The sequence below is a fragment of the Kribbella sp. NPDC043289 genome (assembly GCF_056436705.1).
On record NZ_JBWKCB010000001.1, the window covers coordinates 2,239,017 to 2,259,358 of the forward strand.

Consider the following 20,342-nt stretch of genomic DNA (forward strand, 5'->3'; position numbering starts at 1 on the left):
CTACTCCACGAAGCTCGTGAGTTTGGCAAAGGCACGTTCTCGAGTCAGCACCGACCCGGTCATCGCGGCCGCATCGGACAGCAGGAAGAGCAGCGGACCGACCACGTCGTCGGCGTCACCGATACCAATGGTGTCCTGCCAGTGCTCCCGGTCCGCACCGACGTTCGCACCTCGGAACTGTTCGGTGTCGATCACGCCAGGCGCGACCACGTTCACCCGCACGCGGTCACCGGCCACCTCCCCCGCCAGCGACTTGGCGAACGCCACCAGCGCCGCCTTGCTCGCCGCGTACGCCGCAGCGCCCGCGTATCCGGTCGACGCCATCCCGGAGGTGAACACCACGACCGACCCGGACCGCTGCGCCACCATGTGCGGTACGACGGCCTGACACACCCAGACCACGCCGTCGAGGTTCACCTGCAGCGTCCGGCTCCACTCGCCCGCGTCCATCTCCAGCACGCTCGAACGCGGCTGCACGGCCGCACCGGCCACCAGGCCGTCGATCCGCCCGTACCACTGCAGCACGTCTTTGACAGCGACCTCGACCGCGGCTTTGTCCGCGACGTCCACCTCGACGTACTCGATCCCGTCCGCTGGTGCGGTGACGTCCAGGACGACCGCCGTACCGCCGGCAGCGTTCACTCCCGCGGCCAGCGCGGCGCCGATACCGCGGGCACCGCCGGTGACGACGACGACCTCACCGGTCGCATCGAAGCTGGCCTTCATGGCGTCTCCTTCTGCTTCGACGTCATGGTCTCGGTGATCCGCTGGAACGCACCGGCCAGGTGACTGCGCAGCGCCTGCTCAGCAGCGTCCGGGTCGCGGGCCACACACGCGTCCAGGATCGCCTGGTGCTCCTGCCGGCTCCGCTCGATCAGGAATGCGGTCGGCCGGCTGCCGAACCGGTACCGCTCGCTGTTCTGCCACACCGGCTCGATGGCTCGCGGCAACCACTGCGAACCGCTGGCCCGGTAGATCGCGAAGTGAAAGTCCGCATGCGCCTCGCGAGCGCCCGCGGAGTCCTCAGCCCGCGACAACCGCAGGTGCTCGGCCAGTGCCACCGCCGCCTTCGCCAAGTCCTCGTCCGTGAACCGGGACGCAGCCGCCCGTACGGCGAGACTCTCCAACGCCAGCCGGGTCTCGTGCGTGTCGCGCAAATCCGATACGGACAGGTCACGTACCCAGGCGCCGCGGTGCGGGATGATCTCGACCAGCCCGAGCGCCTCGAGACGCCGGAGTCCTTCGCGGACCGGCATCTGGCTCATCTCGAGCCGACTGGCCAGCTCGACGAGGCGCAACGGCGTACCGCTCGGGAGTTCGCCGGACAGGATCAGCTGGTGCAGCTCGGCCGCCGCGTGCTCAGCGAGCGTACGGCGTCCGCCCTTGCCACCACCTGGCAACAGTTCCAGTGGCCCACTCACGCTCGGGTCACCTTGTTCCGCAGCTCGCCGAGCTTGTCGGACCGGGTGACGACCACGTCGCCCTCCTGCAGGAAGACCTGCGGTTCGCGGGCGTTGCCGATGCCGGCCGGCGTACCGGTGAGGAGCAGGTCGCCAGGGCGCAGCGTCATACCGAACGAGAGCTCACTGATCAGCGTCGCCACGTCGTACGCCATCTGCCGGGTCGACGCGTCCTGACGGACCTCGTCGTTGACCAAGCACTGCAGGCGAATGTCCTGCGGGTCGCCGACCTCGTCGGCGCTGACGATCCACGGGCCGAGCGGCATGGTGTCGTCGATGCTCTTGCCTTTCAGCCATTGCCCGCCGTGCGCACGCTGCAGGTCCCGCTGGGACACGTCATTGGCCAGCATGTAGCCCCAGACGTGGTCGAGCGCCTCGTCGACCGGAATGTTCTTGCCGGTCCGGCCGATCACCAACGCGACCTCGGCCTCGTAGTCCCACTTGGCGGAGATCGCGGGATCCCAGGCGATGTCGTCGTACGGACCGATCACCACGTCCGGGCCCTTGGTGAAGAACGTCGGGTGCTCGGGACGGTCCACGTCCTGACCCTCACGTTTGCCCTTGCTCTCCTCGAAGTGGTCCCAGTAGTTCCACCCCGTGCAGAGGATGTCCCGCCGGAACCGCCGCAACGGCGCCCGCAGGATCTCTTCGCTGAAAGGGATTTCCACACCGGTGGGCGTCGCGCCACCAGTGATCACTTCCGTCAAATCTGTTGCTTGAAGCAACGTAACCGTGTCGCCCTCGAGCACGCCGGGCACGTCCCGGCCGGCGTGCTCCACCATCACGTACCGCATCTCAGGTCCACTCGACGCCACGCACAGAATCACCCCTCACTCGTCCACGTCCTCGCTTCGCTCCGGGCGCGGACGAGGCACCGAGCGGGCTGCGCTTGATGATGACCTCGCTTCGCTCGGTCATGCGATCACGGCGATCGCGGAGATCTCGATCAGGTAGTCAGGATGCGCGAGCTTGCTGACCTCGACCATCGTCGAAGCCGGCAAGGGTTCCGTGAAGTACCGCGCCCGGATCTCGTGGATCTTGGCGAAGTCCTCCATGTTGCGCACGTACACGTCGACCCGGCACACGTCGGCGAGCGTGCCACCGGCCGCCTCGACCGCCGAATTCACGTTCTCGCACACCTGCCGGGTCTGCTCCCGGACGTCCCCGACCCCGGCGATACTCCCGTCGGGGCGACGCGCGGTCATCCCGGAGACGAACACCAACCGGCCGGTCGCCTCGATCGTGGTGGCCTGCGAGAACACCCCGTTCGGGCTCCGCAGCGCCTCGGTGGTCACCTGTGTCTTCGGCATCAGCTCAACACCCCTCCTGCCGGGACGACGGCACCGACCGCGCGGGCGGCCGCCAGCAGTCCGTCCAGTCCCGATCGCTCGATCAGTACGCCGCGCCGCCGCTGCTGCGCCGCGCGCTCGGCCTCGATCTCCCCCGGAAGATAGAGCCGGTTCACCCCGGGAGCGGTGGCGCTCCCGCGGACCCGCGCGGCCAGTCCCGAGGACCGCCGCCGGAAGTCCTCCACGCCGCCCATCAGCTCCGGGTCGATCGCCAGGAACAGGTGCGCGCAGTCGTTCGGCCGGTCGGGCTCGCGATACAGCGGGCGGACCTCGTCACCCCAGCCGCCACCGCTCAGCACCCCGGTGAGTACGTCGATCATCAGCGCCAGCCCGAAACCCTTGTGCCCGGCGGCCGGGAGCAGCATGCCGAGGACCGCCTCGTCCGGGTCCGTGGTCGGCGTACCGGAGGAGTCGGTCGCCCAGGTCTCCGGGATCGTCCGCCCTGCCGACGCCGCGAGCCGGATCTTGCCCAGCGCAACGGCCGACAACGCCATGTCCAGCACGATCTCCACGCCCGCGGAGGTCGGTACGGCGATCGCCAGCGGGTTGTTGCCGACGATCCGCTCGGCGCCGCCCGGCGCCGGCATCAGCGGCGTCGTGTTCGACATTGCGATACCGATACACCCTGCCTCGGCGGCCTGCATCGCCCAGCGGCTCGCGGCCCCGAAATGGTGGGCGTTGCGGACCGAGACGATGCCGATCCCGTACCGGCCGGACCGCTCGATCGCGTGCCCCATCGCCTGCGGGCTGGACAGCTGCCCCATCCCGCCGCGCGCATCGACCACCATCGCGGCGCCCGCGTCGTACAGGATGTCGAGCTCCCGCTCGCGGGTGACGCCGCCGGCCTTCAGGCGTTCGACGTACATCGGGACCAGCATCACGCCGTGCGAGCTGACACCGCGCAGGTCCGCCTCGACGAGCGCAGCGGAGATCACGGCCGCGTCCTCGGAGCCGAACCCGACCGCGGAGAACACCGCCGAAACGGTCGCCTCCAGCCATTCGGGCCGTACCAGCACGCGCCGGTCCGCATCGGAGGCTTGCGCGGTCATCGGGTCTCCCTAGCCCACGGGAGGAGCAAGTGCTCCAGCAGGGCCAAGCCGTAGAACAGGACAATGCTCATGATGCTGAGCAGGGTGATCGCGGCGAACGCCAGCGTGGTGTCGGCGCTCGCGCCGGACTGCTGGATCACGTAGCCGAGTCCCTTGGTGGCGCCAACGAATTCGGCGATCACCGAACCGATCACGGCCAGCGAGATCGCGACCTTGAAGCCGGTGAAGATCTGCGGCATCGCGTACCGCAGCCGGAGCTTGAAGAACTCCTGCGCCCGGCTGGCGTTCAGCGAGCGCATCAGCTCGACCAGCTCGGTCGGGGTCGACTTCATCCCCTGCGCGGTCGAGATGACGATCGGGAAGAAGCACATCAGCAGCACCATCACGACCTTCGGCCACTGCCCGAAACCCATCCACACCACCAGCAGCGGCGCGACCGCGACCTTGGGGATCGAGTTCACCATCAGCAGCAACGGGTACACCAGCCGCTCGAGGATCACCGAGCGGACGATCACCAGCGCGATCGGGACGCCGATCACGATCGCGAGCAGGAAGCCCTCGATCGTCTCCAGCAGCGACGTCCAGGTCTCGGACAGCAGGACGCCCGGCTGGTCGAGGAACTTGACCGCCACGTCACCCGGGCTCGGCACCAGGTAGGGCTCGATCGAGAACACCACGGTGGCGCCCCACCACAGCCCGACCGCGACCACCAGGCCGATGGCCGGTAACAGGATGGCCGCTCCGGTCGAAGTGGCCAGCCAGGATCTGCGTTTCATCGCGACGGCACCTCGTCCACCGGGCGGGCTTCCTTCTCGGCGAGCAGCGCGTGCAACCGCGCGCTGATCGTGGCGACCTCGGTGACATGGGAGTCCTGGCCGAGGCTGCGCGGCCGCGGGATGTCGATGTCGACGACCTCGCGCATCCGGCCGGGCCGCGGCGTCAGCACCACCACCCGGTCGGCGAGGACCACGGCCTCCTCGATCGAGTGCGTGACGAACACGATCGTGGTGGACAGTTCCATCTTGATCCGCTGCAGTTCCTCGGACAGCTCGGTCCGGGTGAGCGCGTCGAGCGCCGAGAACGGCTCGTCCATCAGCATCACCTGCGGGTCGCGGATCAGCGACCGGCACAGCGACACCCGCTGCTGCATGCCGCCGGACAGCTCGTGCGGCAGCCGCCGCTCGAACCCCTGCAACCCGACCAGCTCGAGCAACTCATGCGCCCGGTCCCGGTACGCCGCCTTGCTGCGATCGCCGGCGCCCTTGTCGATCTCGACCGGCAGCAGCACGTTCGACACCACCGAACGCCACGGCAGCAACGCCGGGCGCTGGAACATGAACGAGACGTCCCGGCGCGGCCCGGTGACGGGCTCGCCCGCCACCTGAACCGCGCCGTACGTCGGGGGCAACAGTCCCGCGATCAGCCGGAGCAGCGTGGACTTGCCACAGCCGGACCGGCCGATCAGCGTGACGAACTCGCCGCCGCGAACGTGCAGGTCGACCTTCTCGAGGGCGGTCACCTGGCCCTCGCGTCCGTCGAAGACCTGTCCCACGCCGTCCAGGCGAATCATCTGTTGCCGGTTCTCCTAGTTCGTCGGGGCCAGGCTGGTGGTGACGACGTCCTGCGGGGTGAGGGAACCGGCCGGGACCGCCTTGGACTTCTCCAGCAGCGCGATGATCTTCTTCACCCGCTCGACGTCGACCTCACCGAGCGACCCCTTGAAGGTGGCCGGCTTGGTGTAGTCCTTCATGATCTGGAGTTCCTTGGTGGCGACCTCGAGATCGGTGCTCGGGACGTACTTCTTCAGGATCGCCGCCGACCCGGCCGGGTCGTTCACGGTGTCCTGCAGGCCCTTGAGCAGCGCGGCGGTGAACTTCTTCACCTGGTCCGGGTGGTCCTTGGCCAGGTCGCTGCGGGTGATGATCGCGTTGCCGTACAGGTCCGGCAGCTCCTTGCCGTAGGACAGGAAGACCGCCTTGCGGTGCTGCGGGTCGGCCTTCTCGATCAGCGGCTGGCCGACCACGAACTGGCCGATCACCGGGACCTTCTTGCTGGCCAGCAGCTGCGGCAGCGCGGGCGGCGGCGACGGGATGAAGGTGACCGACTTCGGCGGGATGCCGACCTTCTCCGCGTAGACGCCGAACATCACCGTGTTGGTCGAGCCCGGCTGGTCGCCGACGCTCTTGCCGACCAGGTCCTTCGGCGTGTTCACGCCGTACCCCTCGAGCGACATCAGACCGGCCAGTGACGCCTGGTGGATCATGCCGACCGTGGTCACCGGAAGCTTCTGCTTGGCGAGGGTGATCGCGACCGCGGTGAAGTCGCCGATGCCGTAGTCGGCCTGACCGCCGGCCACCAGCTTCATCACGTCGACGGTGCCGGAGCCGGGGCTGATCTTGACGTCGAACCCGGCGTCCTTGAAGTACCCCTTCTCCAGCGCGACGTACGCGTACGCCTCGCGGCCGAAGGTGTTGAAGGACGTCAGGTAGTTGACCTTCTGCAGGCCGTTGTCCGCGTCCTTGCCTTTGTCGTCGCCGGAATTGCACGCACTGACCAGGGCGAGCCCCAGGACCGTCACCAGCGCGATGACGGAACGCCTCAACCTCATATCGACCTCTCTCGTCCCGATATTTGATCAAACATCAAATATTGAAGGGTGGTCAATTCGCCCGCGGGGTCTTCACGGGGACTTAACGTCGTCCGCCGCGCCGGGTCCTCGCAGTCCTGCTCGCCACCCGTCTGGAGCTTTCCCCATGCCCGTCCGTAACCGACCGGGCACCCGCCCCGACCACAGACCGTACCTGCCAGAGCAGCAGATCGCGACGCCCGCGAGGGCCGAACCGGGCCGGACACCGTCAAATTTACGTAAACCCTCAACTTCTTGGTGAGACAGCACACGCCCGGCGGCCGATCCCTCCACGGAGGGAGGTGGCGCCGCCCCCGCTTTGACACGATGTCACTGTGAGAGACGTGGCGCGACAGCTCTGGCGGGCGATCGGCAGCCTGTGGCGTCCGTCGACGTACCTGCGCTGGGTGTACCTGCTGCTCGGCGCCGCGCTGGTACTGGCGTTCATCCTGGTGGACAGCGCACTCGGCGCCGTGGTCTCCGATCTCGGGCTGCCGAAGGTTGCCACCGGCATCATCTGGGTGGTGATCGGGCTGCTGCCGCCGATCGCGCTCGGGCTGCTGCCGGCGGTCCGCGAGGTGGAGGGCATCGCGGTCGAGTCGCTGCTCGCGGTGCGGTTCGAGGAACGGCCGCTCGGCCCGGCGCGGACCTGGGCACAGCGGCGGCGGACCGCGCTGTGGTTCTGCCTGCACCTGCTGGCCGGCGGCGTGGTCGGGATCATCAGCACGATCGTGGTCGGCCTCGGCGCGGTCTGGCTGGCGGCGCCGTTCCGCTCCCCCGGCTCCCGCGACATCGTCCCAGGCTGGTCGTACGACGTCCGCGGCGACTGGACCGACCTCTGGATGCCCGCGGCGGCGATCGCCGGACTCGCCGGACTGTTTCTGCTGTCCGCCGTCGTCGGCGCACTGCTCGCGTACCTTGCGCCGCAGGTCCTCGGCCCGACCGCGGCGGAGCGTATCGAGCTGCTCGAGCAGCAGACCGCGACGCTTGCCGAACGCAACCGTCTCGCCCGCGAGCTGCACGACAGCGTCGGGCACGCGCTCAGCCTGGTCACCATCCAGGCCGCGGCCGCCCGGCGGGTACTGGCCAGCGACCCGGAGTTCGCCGAGAACGCGCTGGCTGCGATGGAGACCTCGGCGCGCGCCGCGCTCGCCGATCTCGACCACGTTCTCGGACTACTGCGGGACGACCGCCGCCCGGGGACGCGGACCACGCCGCAGGCAACGCTCGGCGGCCTGGACCGACTGGTCGAGGCGACCCAGGCCGGCGGGATCACCATCGAGGTCGAGCGGTCTGGCGACCTGGACCAGCTGCCCGCGGCGGTCTCCCGGGAGGCGTACCGGATCGTCCAGGAAGGTCTGACCAACGCGATCCGGCACGCCGGTCGCCCGGCCGACGAGCTCGCTGTCGACCTGTCGATCCGGCTGGACACCTCCGGTCTGCGGCTCGCCGTCACCAATCCGGTCAGCGGCCGGTCCGACCACTCGGGCGGCGGCCGTGGACTGGCCGGGATCCGTGAAAGAGTCGCCGTACTGCGGGGCACGGTCGATGCCGGCCCGGTGAGCTGGCGGGACGAACCGGGCTGGCGACTGGCGGTGCGGTTGCCTGTGAGCATGACGACGAAGGGATGACATGAACCTGTCGGTGGTCGTGGTCGACGACGAGCCGCTGATCCGCAGCGGACTGCGCGCCATCATCAACGCCGAGCCCGATCTGACGGTCGTCGGCGAGGCGGGGGACGGCGCGGAGGTGCTCCCCGTGGTCCGCCGGACCGGCGCCGACGTCGTGCTGATGGACGTCCGGATGCCCGCCGTGGACGGCATCCAGGCGACCCGGCTGCTGCTCGACAGCCTCGACCCGGCGCCGCGCGTCCTGGTCGTCACCACGTTCGAGAACGACGACTACGTGTACGACGCGCTCCGGGCCGGCGCGTCCGGGTTCCTGCTCAAGCGGACCCCGCCGGACGACATCATCGCGGCGATCCGGACGGTCGCGCGCAGCGAGTCGCTGCTGTTCCCGGAGGCGATCCGGTCACTGGCGCTCGCGCACGCGGGGTCGCGGACGCCGGCCGGCCTGGACGAGTACCAGCTGACCGACCGCGAGCAGGAGGTGCTGCGGCTGATGGCCCGCGGGCTGTCCAACGCGGAGATCGCCGGCGAGCTGATCCTCGGTCTGCAGACGGTCAAGACGCACGTCGCGAACGTGCTCGCCAAGCTGAACGCCCGGGACCGGACGCAGGCAGTGATCCGCGCGTACGAATCAGGCTTCGTACCGCTGCATTAGGTGCGCGCTGGGTCCTCGGCCTCGGCGAGGGTGCAGGCGTTGTGCAGCGGGTCGACCGCGTTCGCCTTCATCGCGAGCCGCTGCAGCAGCATCCGGAAGCTCGCCCGCTCGGACTCGTCCAGGATGCCGAGCATCTCGTCCTCGGTCGCGCGCAGCCGGCGCTCCAGATCACAGAGCGCTTCCCCACCCTGTTCCGTCGGGGCGATCAGCCGCGCCCGCCGGTCGGCCGGGTCGGGCCGGCGCTGCACCAGACCGGCCTTCTCCAGGTCGTCCAGCAGGTAGGTCATCACGGTCCGGTCGACGCCCAGCTGCGCGGCCAGGTCGAGCTGCCGCTTCGGGCCCTCGGCCGAGGTCGTCGCGAGCACCTGGTAACCCCGCGGACCGCCGGGCAGGCCCTCGAGCGCGGCCGCGGACGCCTTCGCGTACCGCCGGAAGACGACGCCCAGCGCCCAGCCGAGATCGGCCTCAACGGGCGCACCGCTGGCCTCGGCGGGCTCGACTCCGCGCGGACTCCGGGCCGCGACCTCAGGCGAAGTACTGGACATGTCCCCATCGTACGTGGTGTACGCCACCCGGAATACGATCTGACTTGTATATGTTCTGCTTCACAGATTATCTTGGGAGCATCTCAACCCGAGCATTCCCCTCAACTCGATGGAGACAGAACGTATGAGCACCCTGCTACGCGTCGACGCCAGCGTCCGGCTGGACGGTTCGGTGTCGCGTGCCCTGGCGGACAGCGCGGAGGCCGCCTGGAAGGCGGAGCACCCGGACGGTGTCGTGGTACGGCGTGACCTCGGGCAGCACCCGCTGTCCGCGACCCTGTGGCCGACGCTCGTCGCCGCCCAGCTCGGCCAGGAGCCGGCCGCCGGCTCCGACCGGATGCCGCTCGCAGAGGCCCAGGCGCTCGCGGACGAGCTGAAAGCCGAGATCGTCGACGCCGACGCCGTCCTGCTCGCCGTACCGATGTACAACTACGGCATCGCGCAGAACGTGAAGACCTGGATCGACGTGCTGGTGATCGACAAGGACCTCGCCTTCGGTTCACGTCCGCTCGTCGGCCGGCCGGCGATCTTCGCGATCGCCCGCGGCGGCGGCTACGGCCCCGGTACGCCGAAGCACGGCTGGGACCACGCGACGCCGTACCTGGAGCGGATCTTCGGTGACGTCTTCGGCATGAACATCCGGACCGCGGCGGCCGAGCTCACCCTCGCCCCGGTCACCCCGGGGATGGAGGAGCTGATCGACGCGTCCAAGGTCTCGGAGTCCGAGGCGCACGTGGTGGCGGAGAACCACGGCACCGTCGTGGCCCGCGAACTGATCGGCAACGCCGCCTGACGGAGCGGACCTCCAGCACTACACAATCGCCGCCGGCGAGCGTCGCTGAGCGTGGGCTGCCGGCTGTCAGGCCGATTGCTGAGTGCTGGAGGTCCGCTTCCACGTCGACAGCGTCACGGACAACGTGACGATCGCGAGCTCCGGCAGTACGGCGATCTGTTGCAGCAACTCGCGATAGTTCAGGTGCCGGGCGCTCGGCGTCATCAGCACCAACTGCTCCACCGCGGTCCGATCGAGCGCCATCGTCTCCTCGATCACCTCGCTACCGACCCGTTCGAACTCCCCCGCCAGCGACTCGTGTAGCCGCCGTTCCTTGTCCTCGTCGACACTGACCATCCCGAGTACGCCGACCAGCTCGGTCAGGTGCCGCTGGTTCGGCGTGACCACGAGCAGGCGCCCGGTCGGCGCGAGCACGCGTGCCATCTCGGCGGCGTTCCGCGGGGCGAACACGTTCAGCATCAGCTGCGCGGACCCGTCGACCAGCGGGAGCTCACGCCAGGCGTCGCAGACGACCGACGCGATCCGCGGATCCACCTTCGCCGCCCGACGGGCCGCGTACTTCGAGACGTCGAGGGCGATGCCCCGGCGCTGCGGGGACAGACCGAGAACACCGGCCAGGTAGTAGCCGGTGCCGGCGCCGACCTCGACGACCAGGTCGTCCTCGCCCAGCTCGGCGTTGAGGATCAGGGCGTCCCGGATCGGGGCGTAGTGGCCGGTGCCGAGGAACACCGTGCGGGCGCCGACCATCGCGGCCGAGTCGCCGTCGATCCCGTTCGAGGCCGCGGGCAACAGGTTCAGGTAGCCCTGCTTGGCGAGGTCGAAGGCGTGGCCGCGCGCGCACCGCGCCGTACGGTCGTCCAGCACCAGCCCGTCGGCACAGACCGGGCAGCGCAGGACGGCAACGAGGTCGGCTTCCATGCCGCCTACGTTATGTCGCGGCTCGTGATCCTCGCCCAGGCAGCGGTGTAGAAGACGACGAGGTACCCCGCCTGGAGCAGCAGGTTGCGCCCGATCTCGTGCCAGTACGGCGGATCTCGGAGCAGGTCGGCGAAGGACTGCCAGCGGTACATCAGCAGCCACGGGTGGATCGCGTGCAGCTGCGGGATCGCGGTCATGATGCCCAGGACGATGAACGTCCCGAAGGTCGCGGCCATCGCGGCGAGCGGCGTCGAGGTCAGCGAGGAGACGAACAGCCCGATCGCGGCGAGCCCGAGCAGCGACAGCGAGATCACGACGGCGATCCCGAGGGCGCGCAGCAGGCCGTCACCGAGCGAGACGGTCGAACCGGAGAGCAGCAGGACGTCGCCGACCGGGAACAGGATGAACCCGAAGATCAGGCCGGACAGCCAGATCGTCATCGTCGCGGCCAGGCAGAAGACCGCGAGCGCGACCATCTTCGCGGCGAGCAGGCGCGAGCGGCCGGCGGGGGCGGTGAGCAGGTTGCGCAGGGTGCCGAGACTGGCCTCGCCGGCCAGCGACTCCCCCGAGATCACGGTCACCGCGGTCGGCAGGAAGAACGGCAGCGACAGGCCGAGGGCGGCGACAATCAGGAACAGCCCGTTGCCGGCGATCTGCCCGATGAACCCCTCGGTGCCGCCGTCATTGCCGGCGATCTTGATCGCGATCCCGATCAGCAGCGGTACGGCGGCAAGCACCCCGAGCCCGACCTGCGTCCGAGCCCGCCCGAAAACCAGCCGCAACTCAGAGAGGAACAACGCCAACGTATGCCGCCCAGCACTCGGCCTCCCGGCGACGACCTCGGCGTGCTGGGAAGCGGTGGGGCGCGCGGGCTCAGCCGGTTGCGCCGCGGTGGCGCGTGCGGGCTCAGCGGTGACCGGCTCGGGTGGGAGTTCACTCGGCGACATCGAAGCCCTCCCCGGTGAGGGCGACGAAGGCGTCCTCGAGGCTGGGGCGTTCCAGGCCGAAGCCGTGGATGCGGACGTCCGCCGCCACCAGCGCGGCGGCGAACTTCTCGATCGGCAGTTCGCCCGGATCGCCCTCGACGGTCTCGGGGGTCGTCTTCAGATCGGTGACGCCGAGACCCTGCAGCGTCTCGGCCGCCGTCGCGAGGTCCGGCGTACGGACGATCAGTTTGGGGCGGAGCTCGGCGCGCAGGTCCGCGACGGTGGACTGGCGCAGGAGCTTGCCGCGGCTCATCACCGCGGCGTGAGTGCAGACTTGCTCGACCTCGGCGAGCAGGTGGGTCGAGGTGAAGACCGTCGTCCCGTCGTTGGCGAGCTCGCGGATCAGGTGCCGGACCTCGCGGGTGCCTTGCGGGTCCAGACCGTTGGTCGGCTCGTCCAGCACGAGGAGCTCCCGGCGCTGCATCAGCGCGACCGCGATCGCGAGCCGCTGGCGCATCCCGAGCGAGTACGCCCGGACCTTCTTACCGGCCGCGTTCGACAGGCCGACCCGTTCGAGGGCCTCCCCCGCGCGCGCCTTCCGGGTCTTCGGGTCGGCGGTACGGTCGGCGGCGTCGAAGCGGAGCAGATTCGCCTGGCCGGTCCAGAACGGGTAGAACGCCGGCCCCTCGACGAGTGCCCCGACCCGCGGCAGCACCCGCAGGTGTGCCTTCGGCATCGGCTCGCCGAGCAACTCGACCGCACCGGAGGTCGGCGCGATCAGCCCGAGCAGCATCCGGATCGTGGTGGTCTTCCCCGACCCGTTCGGGCCGAGGAAGCCGTACACGCTGCCGGCCGGCACTTCCAGGTCGACCGCGTCGACCGCCACCTGCCCGCCGTGGAACCGTTTGGTCAGGCCGTGGGTGACGACCGGCGCGCTCGTCATCGTGCTGTTCAGCGCGGGGCCTTCGCCGCGGCGGCCTGCAGGGTGTCCGGGGTGACCAGTCCGACGAAGACCCGGCCGTCGGTGGTGATCAGCGCGCTCACCATCTTGCTGGTCAGCACCTTGCCCGTGCCCCACGAGCCCTGGACCGTCGGCGCCTTCGCGAGCAGCTGGGCCAGCGGGCCGTTACCGGTCAGGGCGGCGGTCTGGGCGCCCTTGATCATCGCGACGCTCTCCCAGCCGGTGCCGATCACGGTCGGCTTGGCCTGGGCCGTCCCCGGCTTCGGCGTGGCCGGCGTGGTCTGCTTCGGCGTCAGCTTGCCCGGGGCCTCGCCCTTCGACGGGACCTTCTGATCGGTGACCTTCACGCCCGCCGGCGGGGTGAACGTGAACGTGCTCGCCGCCGGTGTGCTGAACGAGACCGAGCTGAAGCCCACCTCGAGCGCCGGGCTGTTGCCGCCGCGCGGCAGCACCGTCACGTCGAGCGGGACCCAGGTCTTGGAGTCGATCGCGAGCGTCACCGAGCCGACGGTCGTCTTGTCGGTCTTCGGCACCAGGCTCATCTTGTAGGCGTCCCGGCCGGCGACCTTCTCGGTGCCGCTGACCTGGACCGTCGTGGTCGGGTCGATCGCGGCGAGGAACTGCTTGGCGACCGCCTGCGGGTCGTAGTTGCCGGGCTTCGCCTTCTCCGGCGTGTTCGAGTGCGCCGGGACGGTCAGCTTGGTGGCCTCGCGCTTGGCCGAGTCGTACGCCCAGGCGGTCTTGCCGTCGGTCGTCCAGACCCGCTCGGACTGGTTGTCCAGGATCGAGACGCGGGCCATGTTCGGAGCGGCGTACGCGACGCGCGCGGTGTGCTGACCGCTGAGCAGCTGGGTGATCTGCTCGCTACCGGCCGGCGCGCCGGGGATCTCGGGCAGGCCGAGGTCCGCGGTCGAGGTGACCGTGCCGCTGAGGCCGTCGACCTTCGCCGTCTGCACCTTGGCCAGCAGATCTTGTGCGGTGATGCTCGGAAGCTTGGGCGAGGCGTCCGCGACCATCGGCCCCAGAGTCCCCACCCCCGCGACCACTGCGACTGCCGCGAACGGAACCAACCACCGTCGACTGCGCTGTGCTACGCCCATGTGTACAGCCTCGCACCGGCGGCAACCGGAACCAAGGGTAGTCAGGGCAGGTTCACCCGAAAGAGTGAGACCGGCGTACGACCGTGGTCGTACGCCGGGGACTCAGCGTGACTGCAACGCGTCCAGGGCGACCGTCATCGCGGCGGCGACCCGGAAGTCCAGGCGCTGGTCCTGGACGGTGATCCGGTACCGGTCCCGGACTGAGATCTTCCGCTCCACCGAGAGCACCGCGGTGCCCGACTCTTCCTCGGTGAAGTCGAAGTGGAAGATGAACGGCAGCGGGATCTCCCCGACGATCGGGACGAACTCCCAGATCCGGCGGACGATCGCGATCGTGGCGTTCCGCTCGGTACCGGTCCCGTGCACGTGCCCGCTGGAAAGCAACCAGGTGGACCGGAGCAGGCTCTTGCCGAACTCCTTCTTGAACCAGCCGATCGCCTGCCCGTCGGCGTCGAACACGTCGTACCCGGAGCCGAGGTCGAGGGTCTTGCGGGCCTTGAAGGAGAACACCGGCTGGGTCTTGGTGTCGTCGGTGTAGAACGTCACCTGCTCCTTGAACGCCATCCGCTTCTGCTGCGCGAACGCGAGCAGCGGCCCGTCGCTCCCGTCCGGGTTGGTGGCGATCAGCTCGTACTTGTTCGCCATCAACGTCACCCGCTGCTTCATCGAGAACGCGGGCACGTAGGTGGGCGCTTGGGAGGTCATGCGGGCGAGTGTGTCAGACCACAGGCCGACGCACCGGTCTCCAAGCCTTCGGCAAGAGCCTGAGCAGTAGCTGAAGAATCGGCGAGTTGTACGACGAGTTCGCCGACTCCTTGCAGCGCCAGGTCGCGGGCGATCTCGACGCCCAACTCGACCGCCTCGGCCGGCGTACGGGCAGGTCGCCACAGCACTCCGAAGTCGGCTCGCGGGCGGTCGGCGCCGAGGTCGACGACCAGCGCGTCGGGCTGTCCCAGGTCGGTCGCGTCGCCGCCGACGACAACGCGGACCTTCTGACCGGAGGCCGGTACTGCGTTCGCGCCCGCCCGCAACGCGTCGTCGACGATCGACGTCGTACGGCGTCCCCATTCCTCGTGATGCATCGCCCAGGTCAGAGGTCGGCGCCTGGCCCAGCCGGACCGCACCAACTCGGGTGCCGCTGCGAACTCGTCGACGTACCCGACGCAGAGGTAGCCGACCAGTTCGATGTGCGCGGGCAGGTCGAGCACCGCGGCGACCTCGGCGGGTTCGAAGAAGGAGACCCAGCCGACGCCCAGTCCCTCGGCGCGGGCGGCGAGCCAGAGGTTCTGGATCGCGATCGCTGCGGAGAACCAGGTCGTTCGCGGATCCGCGTGCCGACCGAGAACGTGCCGGCCGCCGCGACCGGGGTCGCAGGTCACCGCGATGTTCAGCGGCGTGTCCAGGATCGCCTCGATCTTCAGCCCGTCGAACGCCGACCGACGGTCCTCCGGCAGCGACGCGGCGAACGCGTCGCGCTGCTCGATGGCGAGATCGTGCACCTTGCGGCGGGTGGCGAGATCGCGGATCAGCAGGAAGTCCCACGGCTGGCTGAGTCCCACACTCGGCGCCCGGTGCGCGGCTTCGAGCACCCGCGTCAGCAGATCGTCGTCGATCGGGACGTCGAGGAATCCCCGGCGGACGTCGCGGCGCTCGGCGATCACGCGATGCACCACGGCCCGCTCGTCCGCTGCGTACCCGGGCGCGGGCAAGCGACCGACGGCGACGGTCGCGTTGGTACTGCGTTGTTTCAGGATCAGAAGCTGCGCGCCACTGGCGAGGACGGCTGCCTCGGCGACACTGGGGACGCCCGCGAGCTGCTCGACCTGCTCGCTCGGCGTTGGCGCCGGCTGGTCGGCCAGCTCGTCGGTCGTGAACGTGCGCAGCTCTGCTCCGAGCTCGTCGACAAGCTGTCGCAGTGCCGGCTCGGTCTCGCGACCGGCGATCGTCACGACCAACCGCACGTCACCGTTGACGGCCTTGGCCACCAGGTCGGCGAGCTCGGAGTACGGCGTACCGGAGCGGAGGCCGACGCCAAGCACCAGGCTCATCGGACCCGCCCGCGGGCGGCGGCGACCAGGCGGGCCGGGACGTCGGGGGTGGCCGTCCAGTGCAGGTGCAGGTACGACGCGTGCAGGTTCGGGAGCGTGATGCCTTCGACGCCGGTCGGGAGATACCAGGCCGGCTGTACGTCGGCGTCGAGGTCAACCGTGGTGCGGTGGAACTCGTGCCCGTGGACGCGGCGGCCCTCGTCGAAGAAGGTCGTGGTGGTCGCGGCGACAGCTGTTCGGTACCCGAGGGTGAGGCGCGGCGTCATCCGGCCGGTTGCCGGGAGAACGCCGGTCATCGGGTGGCCGTCGAGTTCGCGGCAGAGGTAAAGCAGGCCGGCGCATTCGGCGATCACCGGCAGACCGGCGGCGACCTCGGTGGCGACCTGGTGGCGCAGCTCCTTGTTCGCGGACAGGGCCTCCGCGTGCAGCTCAGGGAAGCCGCCGCCGAGACAGAGCGCCGCCGTTGCCTCGGGCAACGTGTCGGTCAACGGGTCGAACGTGACAACCTCCGCCCCCGCCGCGGTCAGCAACTCCGTCGTCTCCGCATACCTGAAGGAGAAGACCGGTCCCCCAGCAACCGCAACCACAGGTCGCGCGGTCGGCGAGGACGGTTGTTCGAGCTCTTCGCTTGGGTTCCAGGGGGTGGCTTGGTGGCTGGGGGCAGCCTTGGCGGTGGCGACGACGGCCTGGAGGTCGACGCCTTGGTGGACGAGTTCGGCGGCGGCTTCGACTGCTGCTTCGGCTTGGGCGCGTTGTTCGTCGGCGGGGACCAGGCCCAGGTGCCGGCTGGGGACGGTCAGCCGCGTGTCGCGGCGGAGGACGCCGAGGACGGGGACGCCTATCGGCGCGACACCGGCGCGTACTTCGGTCTCGTGCCGGTCCGAGCCGACCTTGTTCAGGATCACCCCGGCGATCCGCACTTCGGTGTCGAAGGCAACGAAACCCTGGACGACCGCCCCGACGCTGCGCCCGGCCGCCGACGCGTCGACCACCAGCACCACGGGCGCCTGCAACAGCTTCGCGACATGCGCGGTCGACGAGAAACCCTCGGTCCCGAGCGCACCGTCGTACAGGCCCATCACGCCCTCGATGACGGCCAGGTCCGCGCCGGCCGCACCGTGCGCGAAGAGCGGGCCGATGCGTTCCTCGCCGGACAGCATCGGGTCGAGGTTGCGTCCCGGGCGTCCGGTGGCGACCGCGTGGAACCCGGGGTCGATGTAGTCGGGTCCGACCTTGAAGCCCGCGACCACGTGTCCGGCGTTCCGCAGCGCGGCCATCAGCCCGACCGCGACGGTCGTCTTCCCGGCTCCGGACGCCGGCGCCGCGATCACCACCCGCGGAATCACCACTCGATGCCCTTCTGGCCCTTCTGGCCGGTGTCCATCGGATGTTTCAGCTTGGTCATCTCGGTGGCCAGGTCCGCCGCATCGAGAAGCTTCGGATGCGCGTCGCGTCCGGTGATCACGACGTACTGGTGACCGGGACGATCGACGAGCGTCGAGACCACCTCGTCGACGTCGATCCAGCCCCACTTCATCGGGTAGGTGAACTCGTCGAGTACGTACAGGTCGTGGGTCTCGGCGGCGAGCCGGCGCTGGATCTCGCGCCAGCCCTCGAGCGCGTCGGCGGCGTGGTCCGCCTCGGTGCCGGCCTTGCGGGACCAGCTCCAGCCCTCACCCATCTTGTGCCACTCGACCGGACCGCCCTGTCCGGTCGCCGCGTGCAGTTCGCCGAGCGCCTTGAACGCGCTCTCCTCGCCGACCTTCCACTTCGCGCTCTTCACGAACTGGAAGACCCCGAGGTTCCAGCCCTGGTTCCAGGCCCGCAGCGCCATCCCGAACGCGGCGGTCGACTTCCCCTTCATCTCGCCGGTGTGCACCATCAGCAGCGGCCGGTTGCGGCGCTGGCGGGTGGTCAGTCCGTCGTCCGGTACGGCGGCCGGCCGCCCCTTCGGCATCTCAGGCCGCCTTCCGGTCCGTGACCGCGCGGACGAGGTTGCCGGCGGCAACATCTCCGAGGTCGAGGTACTCCGCGCCGAGGTCGACCGCCAGTTCGGCGGCAAGACCGAGCCGGACGCCGCGGTGCGGTTCGCAGTCCACGACAACGGTCGCGATGCCCTGCTGGGCCAGCCAGCCGGCCGCCTGACGAGCGCGGGCGAAGGCGTTCTCGCCGTACGTGGCGCGGCCGTCGGTGACGAGCACCAGGAGCGGGCGCCGCCGGGGGTCGCGGATCGCGGCGATCCGCAGTACCTCGGCTGCTTGCAAGAGACCTTCGGCGAGCGGGGTGCGGCCGCCGGTCGGGAGGGATTCGAGGCGTCGTACGGCGGTTTCGACGCTGCCCGTCGGCGGGAGAGCGACCGTGGCGGCCGGGCCGGCGAACGTGACGAGGCCGACGGTGTCGCGGCGCTGATACGCGTCGAGGAGCAGCGAGACGATCGCGGTCTTCACCTCGCCCATGCGCTTCTTCGTGCCCATCGAGCCGGACGCGTCGACGCAGAACAGGACGAGGTTGCCCTCACGACCTTCGCGTACGGCGAGGCGGACGTCGGCGGGACGCACCACGAGGCCTGGGCCGCTGCGACCGCGGGCGTGCTGGTGTGGGGCGGCGCTCCAGATGGTGCCGAGGAGATGCGGTCGGCCCGGCTCGCGGCCGACTCGCGCGCGGTCGCCGACGACCCGGCCCACCTCGGTGATGGCGCGGGAGCGGCGGCCGGCGACACCCATCCCAGCTGCTTGCACGCTCAGGAGGCGGGCCTTGTAGGGCTCGGAGCTTCCGGCGATCTCACCGACCGGCGTCGGGCCGGGCTGACCGCTTTCACCGTCACCCGGCTCACCTTTCGCAGCCGAGCGCTTCGGGTCGCCGGGCGCGCCGTCGTCCAGGCCGTCGCGGGCCGGATCCGCGGCATCATCCGAGGCGTCGTTCGCCAGGTCGCCGTTTGTCGGGTCCGCGGCGCTCGCCGAGTCGTTCGAGTCGCCCGGCACCGCGTCGGCGTTGGCCGGGTCGTCGGCGCCGCCCGGGCCGCCCGGCGGGCCGCCCGGCGGGTCGTCGTCGGGGTCTTCCGGGGGCGTGCTGTTGTTGATCGCGTCTTCGAGTTGCTGCTCGTCCAACCCCGGTGCGTCGAACGGGTTCCGCCGACGGCGATGCGGGAGCGCCAGCTTCGCGGCCGCCCGGACGTCCTCGACCTCGACAACCGTCCGTCCGGACCACGCCGCGTGCGCCACAGCGGTGCGAGCCGTCACGAGGTCGGCACGCATCCCGTCCACGTCGAACGAAGCGCAGATCTCCGCGATCTGCCGCAGCGCGGAGTCGGTCAGGATCACCTCGGCCAGCAGGTCACGCGCCTTCACGATGCGCTCGGCAAGCTCCCGCTGCGAGCCGTCGTACCGGGCGACGAAGGTCTCCGGATCCGCCTCGTAGGTCAGCCGCGCGCGCATCACCTCAACGCGGACGGCGGGATCGCGGCTCGCCACCACGTCCACGGTCAGGCCGAACCGGTCGAGCAACTGCGGCCGGAGCTCGCCTTCCTCCGGGTTCATGGTGCCGACCAGCACGAACCGCGCCGGGTGCGTGACCGAGACGCCGTCCCGCTCGACCGTCGCCCGCCCCATCGCGGCCGCGTCGAGCAGTACGTCGACCAAGTGATCGTGCAGCAGGTTGACCTCGTCGACGTACAGCAACCCCCGATGCGCGGCCGCCAACAAGCCCGGCTCGTACGCCGTGACGCCTTCCGCGAGCGCCTTCTCCAGGTGCAACGACCCGAGCACCCGGTCCTCGGTCGCGCCCACCGGCAACTCGACCAACCGCGCAGCCCGCAGCCCCCGCCGCCCGCCGGTCCCACCCACGTCACCGCCGTCCGCCTCTCCCCGAAGCGGTCCGTCGCTGAGCGCGGCACCGTCCGCTTCCCCGTGACGCAGTCCGTCACCGTGCGCGGCACCGTCCGCTTCCGCGTGATGCGATCCGTCGCTGCGCTCGGCACCGTCCGCTTCCGCGTGGTGTGGGCCGTCGGGGCAGGTCGGGTCGGGGCGCACCGGATCGCAGGAGAAGCGGCAGCCGGGGACCACCTCGACGGGCGGGAGGATCTCGGTCAGCGCGCGGACGGCCGTCGACTTCGCCGTCCCCTTCTCGCCGCGGATCAGTACACCGCCGATCGCCGGCGAGATCGTGGCCAGGATCAGCGCGAGCTGGAGATCGTCCATCCCGACGATCGCGGTGAACGGAAAGCTGGTCGACTGACCCGGTGAACGCACGGCCCGCATCGGCGGAATCCCTTTCGTCGAGCGGGTG

General features: G+C 70.0%; 21 protein-coding genes. 3 read left to right on the top strand and 18 right to left on the bottom strand.

All coding sequences use genetic code 11. The annotated features are described in order from the left end of the window. The 8 genes from AC0662_RS10650 to AC0662_RS10685 all read right to left on the bottom strand — a co-directional run bounded on the left by AC0662_RS10650 (position 1) and on the right by AC0662_RS10685 (position 6,466). Positions 1-726: an SDR family NAD(P)-dependent oxidoreductase gene (locus tag AC0662_RS10650; RefSeq protein WP_452193927.1), complete on the bottom strand. Its 726-nt coding sequence runs from the start codon at positions 724-726 to the stop codon at positions 1-3. Next, positions 723-1,421 (bottom strand): GntR family transcriptional regulator, encoded by a 699-nt coding sequence (locus AC0662_RS10655; protein ID WP_452193929.1) that lies wholly within the window; start codon positions 1,419-1,421, stop codon positions 723-725. Before AC0662_RS10655 ends, AC0662_RS10650 begins: the two co-directional genes overlap by 4 nt. Continuing rightward, entirely contained in the window at positions 1,418-2,254 is an 837-nt protein-coding gene (locus tag AC0662_RS10660; protein ID WP_452193931.1) for a fumarylacetoacetate hydrolase family protein, read from the bottom strand. Before AC0662_RS10660 ends, AC0662_RS10655 begins: the two co-directional genes overlap by 4 nt. Before the next feature lie 120 nt (positions 2,255-2,374). Continuing rightward, positions 2,375-2,770, bottom strand: a complete 396-nt coding sequence (locus AC0662_RS10665) for a RidA family protein (protein ID WP_478299913.1) — start codon at positions 2,768-2,770, stop codon at positions 2,375-2,377. Then, positions 2,770-3,858, bottom strand: coding sequence for an Ldh family oxidoreductase (locus AC0662_RS10670; RefSeq protein ID WP_478299915.1), 1,089 nt, complete (start codon positions 3,856-3,858; stop codon positions 2,770-2,772). The genes AC0662_RS10665 and AC0662_RS10670 overlap by 1 nt, the downstream gene beginning before the upstream one ends. Beyond that, positions 3,855-4,634, bottom strand: a complete 780-nt coding sequence (locus tag AC0662_RS10675; protein WP_452193937.1) for an ABC transporter permease — start codon at positions 4,632-4,634, stop codon at positions 3,855-3,857. Before AC0662_RS10675 ends, AC0662_RS10670 begins: the two co-directional genes overlap by 4 nt. Beyond that, a complete protein-coding gene (locus tag AC0662_RS10680) occupies positions 4,631-5,428 on the bottom strand; it encodes an ABC transporter ATP-binding protein (protein ID WP_478299917.1) in 798 nt (265 codons plus the stop codon). Before AC0662_RS10680 ends, AC0662_RS10675 begins: the two co-directional genes overlap by 4 nt. A gap of 15 nt (positions 5,429-5,443) precedes the next feature. Continuing rightward, positions 5,444-6,466, bottom strand: coding sequence for an ABC transporter substrate-binding protein (locus AC0662_RS10685; RefSeq protein WP_452193940.1), 1,023 nt, complete (start codon positions 6,464-6,466; stop codon positions 5,444-5,446). A gap of 353 nt (positions 6,467-6,819) precedes the next feature. On the opposite strand from AC0662_RS10685, the gene AC0662_RS10690 reads away from it, so the two are divergent. Both AC0662_RS10690 and AC0662_RS10695 read left to right on the top strand, forming a co-directional pair. Further along, a complete protein-coding gene (locus tag AC0662_RS10690; protein WP_452193942.1) occupies positions 6,820-8,115 on the top strand; it encodes a sensor histidine kinase in 1,296 nt (431 codons plus the stop codon). A gap of 1 nt (position 8,116) precedes the next feature. Beyond that, positions 8,117-8,767 carry a response regulator transcription factor gene (locus AC0662_RS10695; protein ID WP_478299919.1) on the top strand — a complete coding sequence of 217 codons (651 nt, stop codon included), beginning with the start codon at positions 8,117-8,119 and terminating at the stop codon, positions 8,765-8,767. Here the strand turns inward: AC0662_RS10695 and AC0662_RS10700 are convergent. Beyond that, a complete protein-coding gene (locus tag AC0662_RS10700; protein WP_452193946.1) occupies positions 8,764-9,312 on the bottom strand; it encodes a MarR family winged helix-turn-helix transcriptional regulator in 549 nt (182 codons plus the stop codon). The genes AC0662_RS10695 and AC0662_RS10700 overlap by 4 nt on opposite strands. A gap of 124 nt (positions 9,313-9,436) precedes the next feature. Between AC0662_RS10700 and AC0662_RS10705 the strand changes: the two genes are divergently transcribed. Further along, a complete protein-coding gene (locus tag AC0662_RS10705; protein WP_452193948.1) occupies positions 9,437-10,105 on the top strand; it encodes an FMN-dependent NADH-azoreductase in 669 nt (222 codons plus the stop codon). 66 nt (positions 10,106-10,171) lie between these two features. Here the strand turns inward: AC0662_RS10705 and AC0662_RS10710 are convergent, their stop codons facing one another. The 9 genes from AC0662_RS10710 to AC0662_RS10750 all read right to left on the bottom strand — a co-directional run bounded on the left by AC0662_RS10710 (position 10,172) and on the right by AC0662_RS10750 (position 20,314). Further along, on the bottom strand, positions 10,172-11,023 hold the full coding sequence (locus AC0662_RS10710; protein ID WP_478299921.1) for a putative RNA methyltransferase: 852 nt from the start codon (positions 11,021-11,023) through the stop codon (positions 10,172-10,174). A 5-nt stretch (positions 11,024-11,028) separates the two neighbouring features. Beyond that, on the bottom strand, positions 11,029-11,970 hold the full coding sequence (locus tag AC0662_RS10715) for an ABC transporter permease (protein ID WP_452193952.1): 942 nt from the start codon (positions 11,968-11,970) through the stop codon (positions 11,029-11,031). Further along, on the bottom strand, positions 11,957-12,892 hold the full coding sequence (locus AC0662_RS10720; RefSeq protein ID WP_452193954.1) for an ABC transporter ATP-binding protein: 936 nt from the start codon (positions 12,890-12,892) through the stop codon (positions 11,957-11,959). The genes AC0662_RS10715 and AC0662_RS10720 overlap by 14 nt, the downstream gene beginning before the upstream one ends. 8 nt (positions 12,893-12,900) lie before the next feature. Next, entirely contained in the window at positions 12,901-14,010 is a 1,110-nt protein-coding gene (locus AC0662_RS10725; protein WP_452193956.1) for a LolA family protein, read from the bottom strand. A 102-nt stretch (positions 14,011-14,112) separates the two neighbouring features. Then, positions 14,113-14,715 carry an LURP-one-related family protein gene (locus AC0662_RS10730; protein WP_452193958.1) on the bottom strand — a complete coding sequence of 201 codons (603 nt, stop codon included), beginning with the start codon at positions 14,713-14,715 and terminating at the stop codon, positions 14,113-14,115. Continuing rightward, the gene (gene bluB, locus AC0662_RS10735; protein WP_452193960.1) at positions 14,712-16,058 is read right to left on the bottom strand and encodes a 5,6-dimethylbenzimidazole synthase; all 1,347 of its coding nucleotides are present in this window, start codon (positions 16,056-16,058) and stop codon (positions 14,712-14,714) included. Before bluB ends, AC0662_RS10730 begins: the two co-directional genes overlap by 4 nt. After that, positions 16,055-17,407, bottom strand: a complete 1,353-nt coding sequence (locus tag AC0662_RS10740) for a cobyrinate a,c-diamide synthase (RefSeq protein ID WP_478299924.1) — start codon at positions 17,405-17,407, stop codon at positions 16,055-16,057. The genes bluB and AC0662_RS10740 overlap by 4 nt, the downstream gene beginning before the upstream one ends. After that, entirely contained in the window at positions 17,401-18,015 is a 615-nt protein-coding gene (gene cobO, locus AC0662_RS10745; protein ID WP_478299926.1) for a cob(I)yrinic acid a,c-diamide adenosyltransferase, read from the bottom strand. Before cobO ends, AC0662_RS10740 begins: the two co-directional genes overlap by 7 nt. Before the next feature lies 1 nt (position 18,016). Next, positions 18,017-20,314, bottom strand: a complete 2,298-nt coding sequence (locus AC0662_RS10750; RefSeq protein WP_478299928.1) for a magnesium chelatase subunit D family protein — start codon at positions 20,312-20,314, stop codon at positions 18,017-18,019. Between the last annotated feature and the right edge of the window lie 28 nt (positions 20,315-20,342).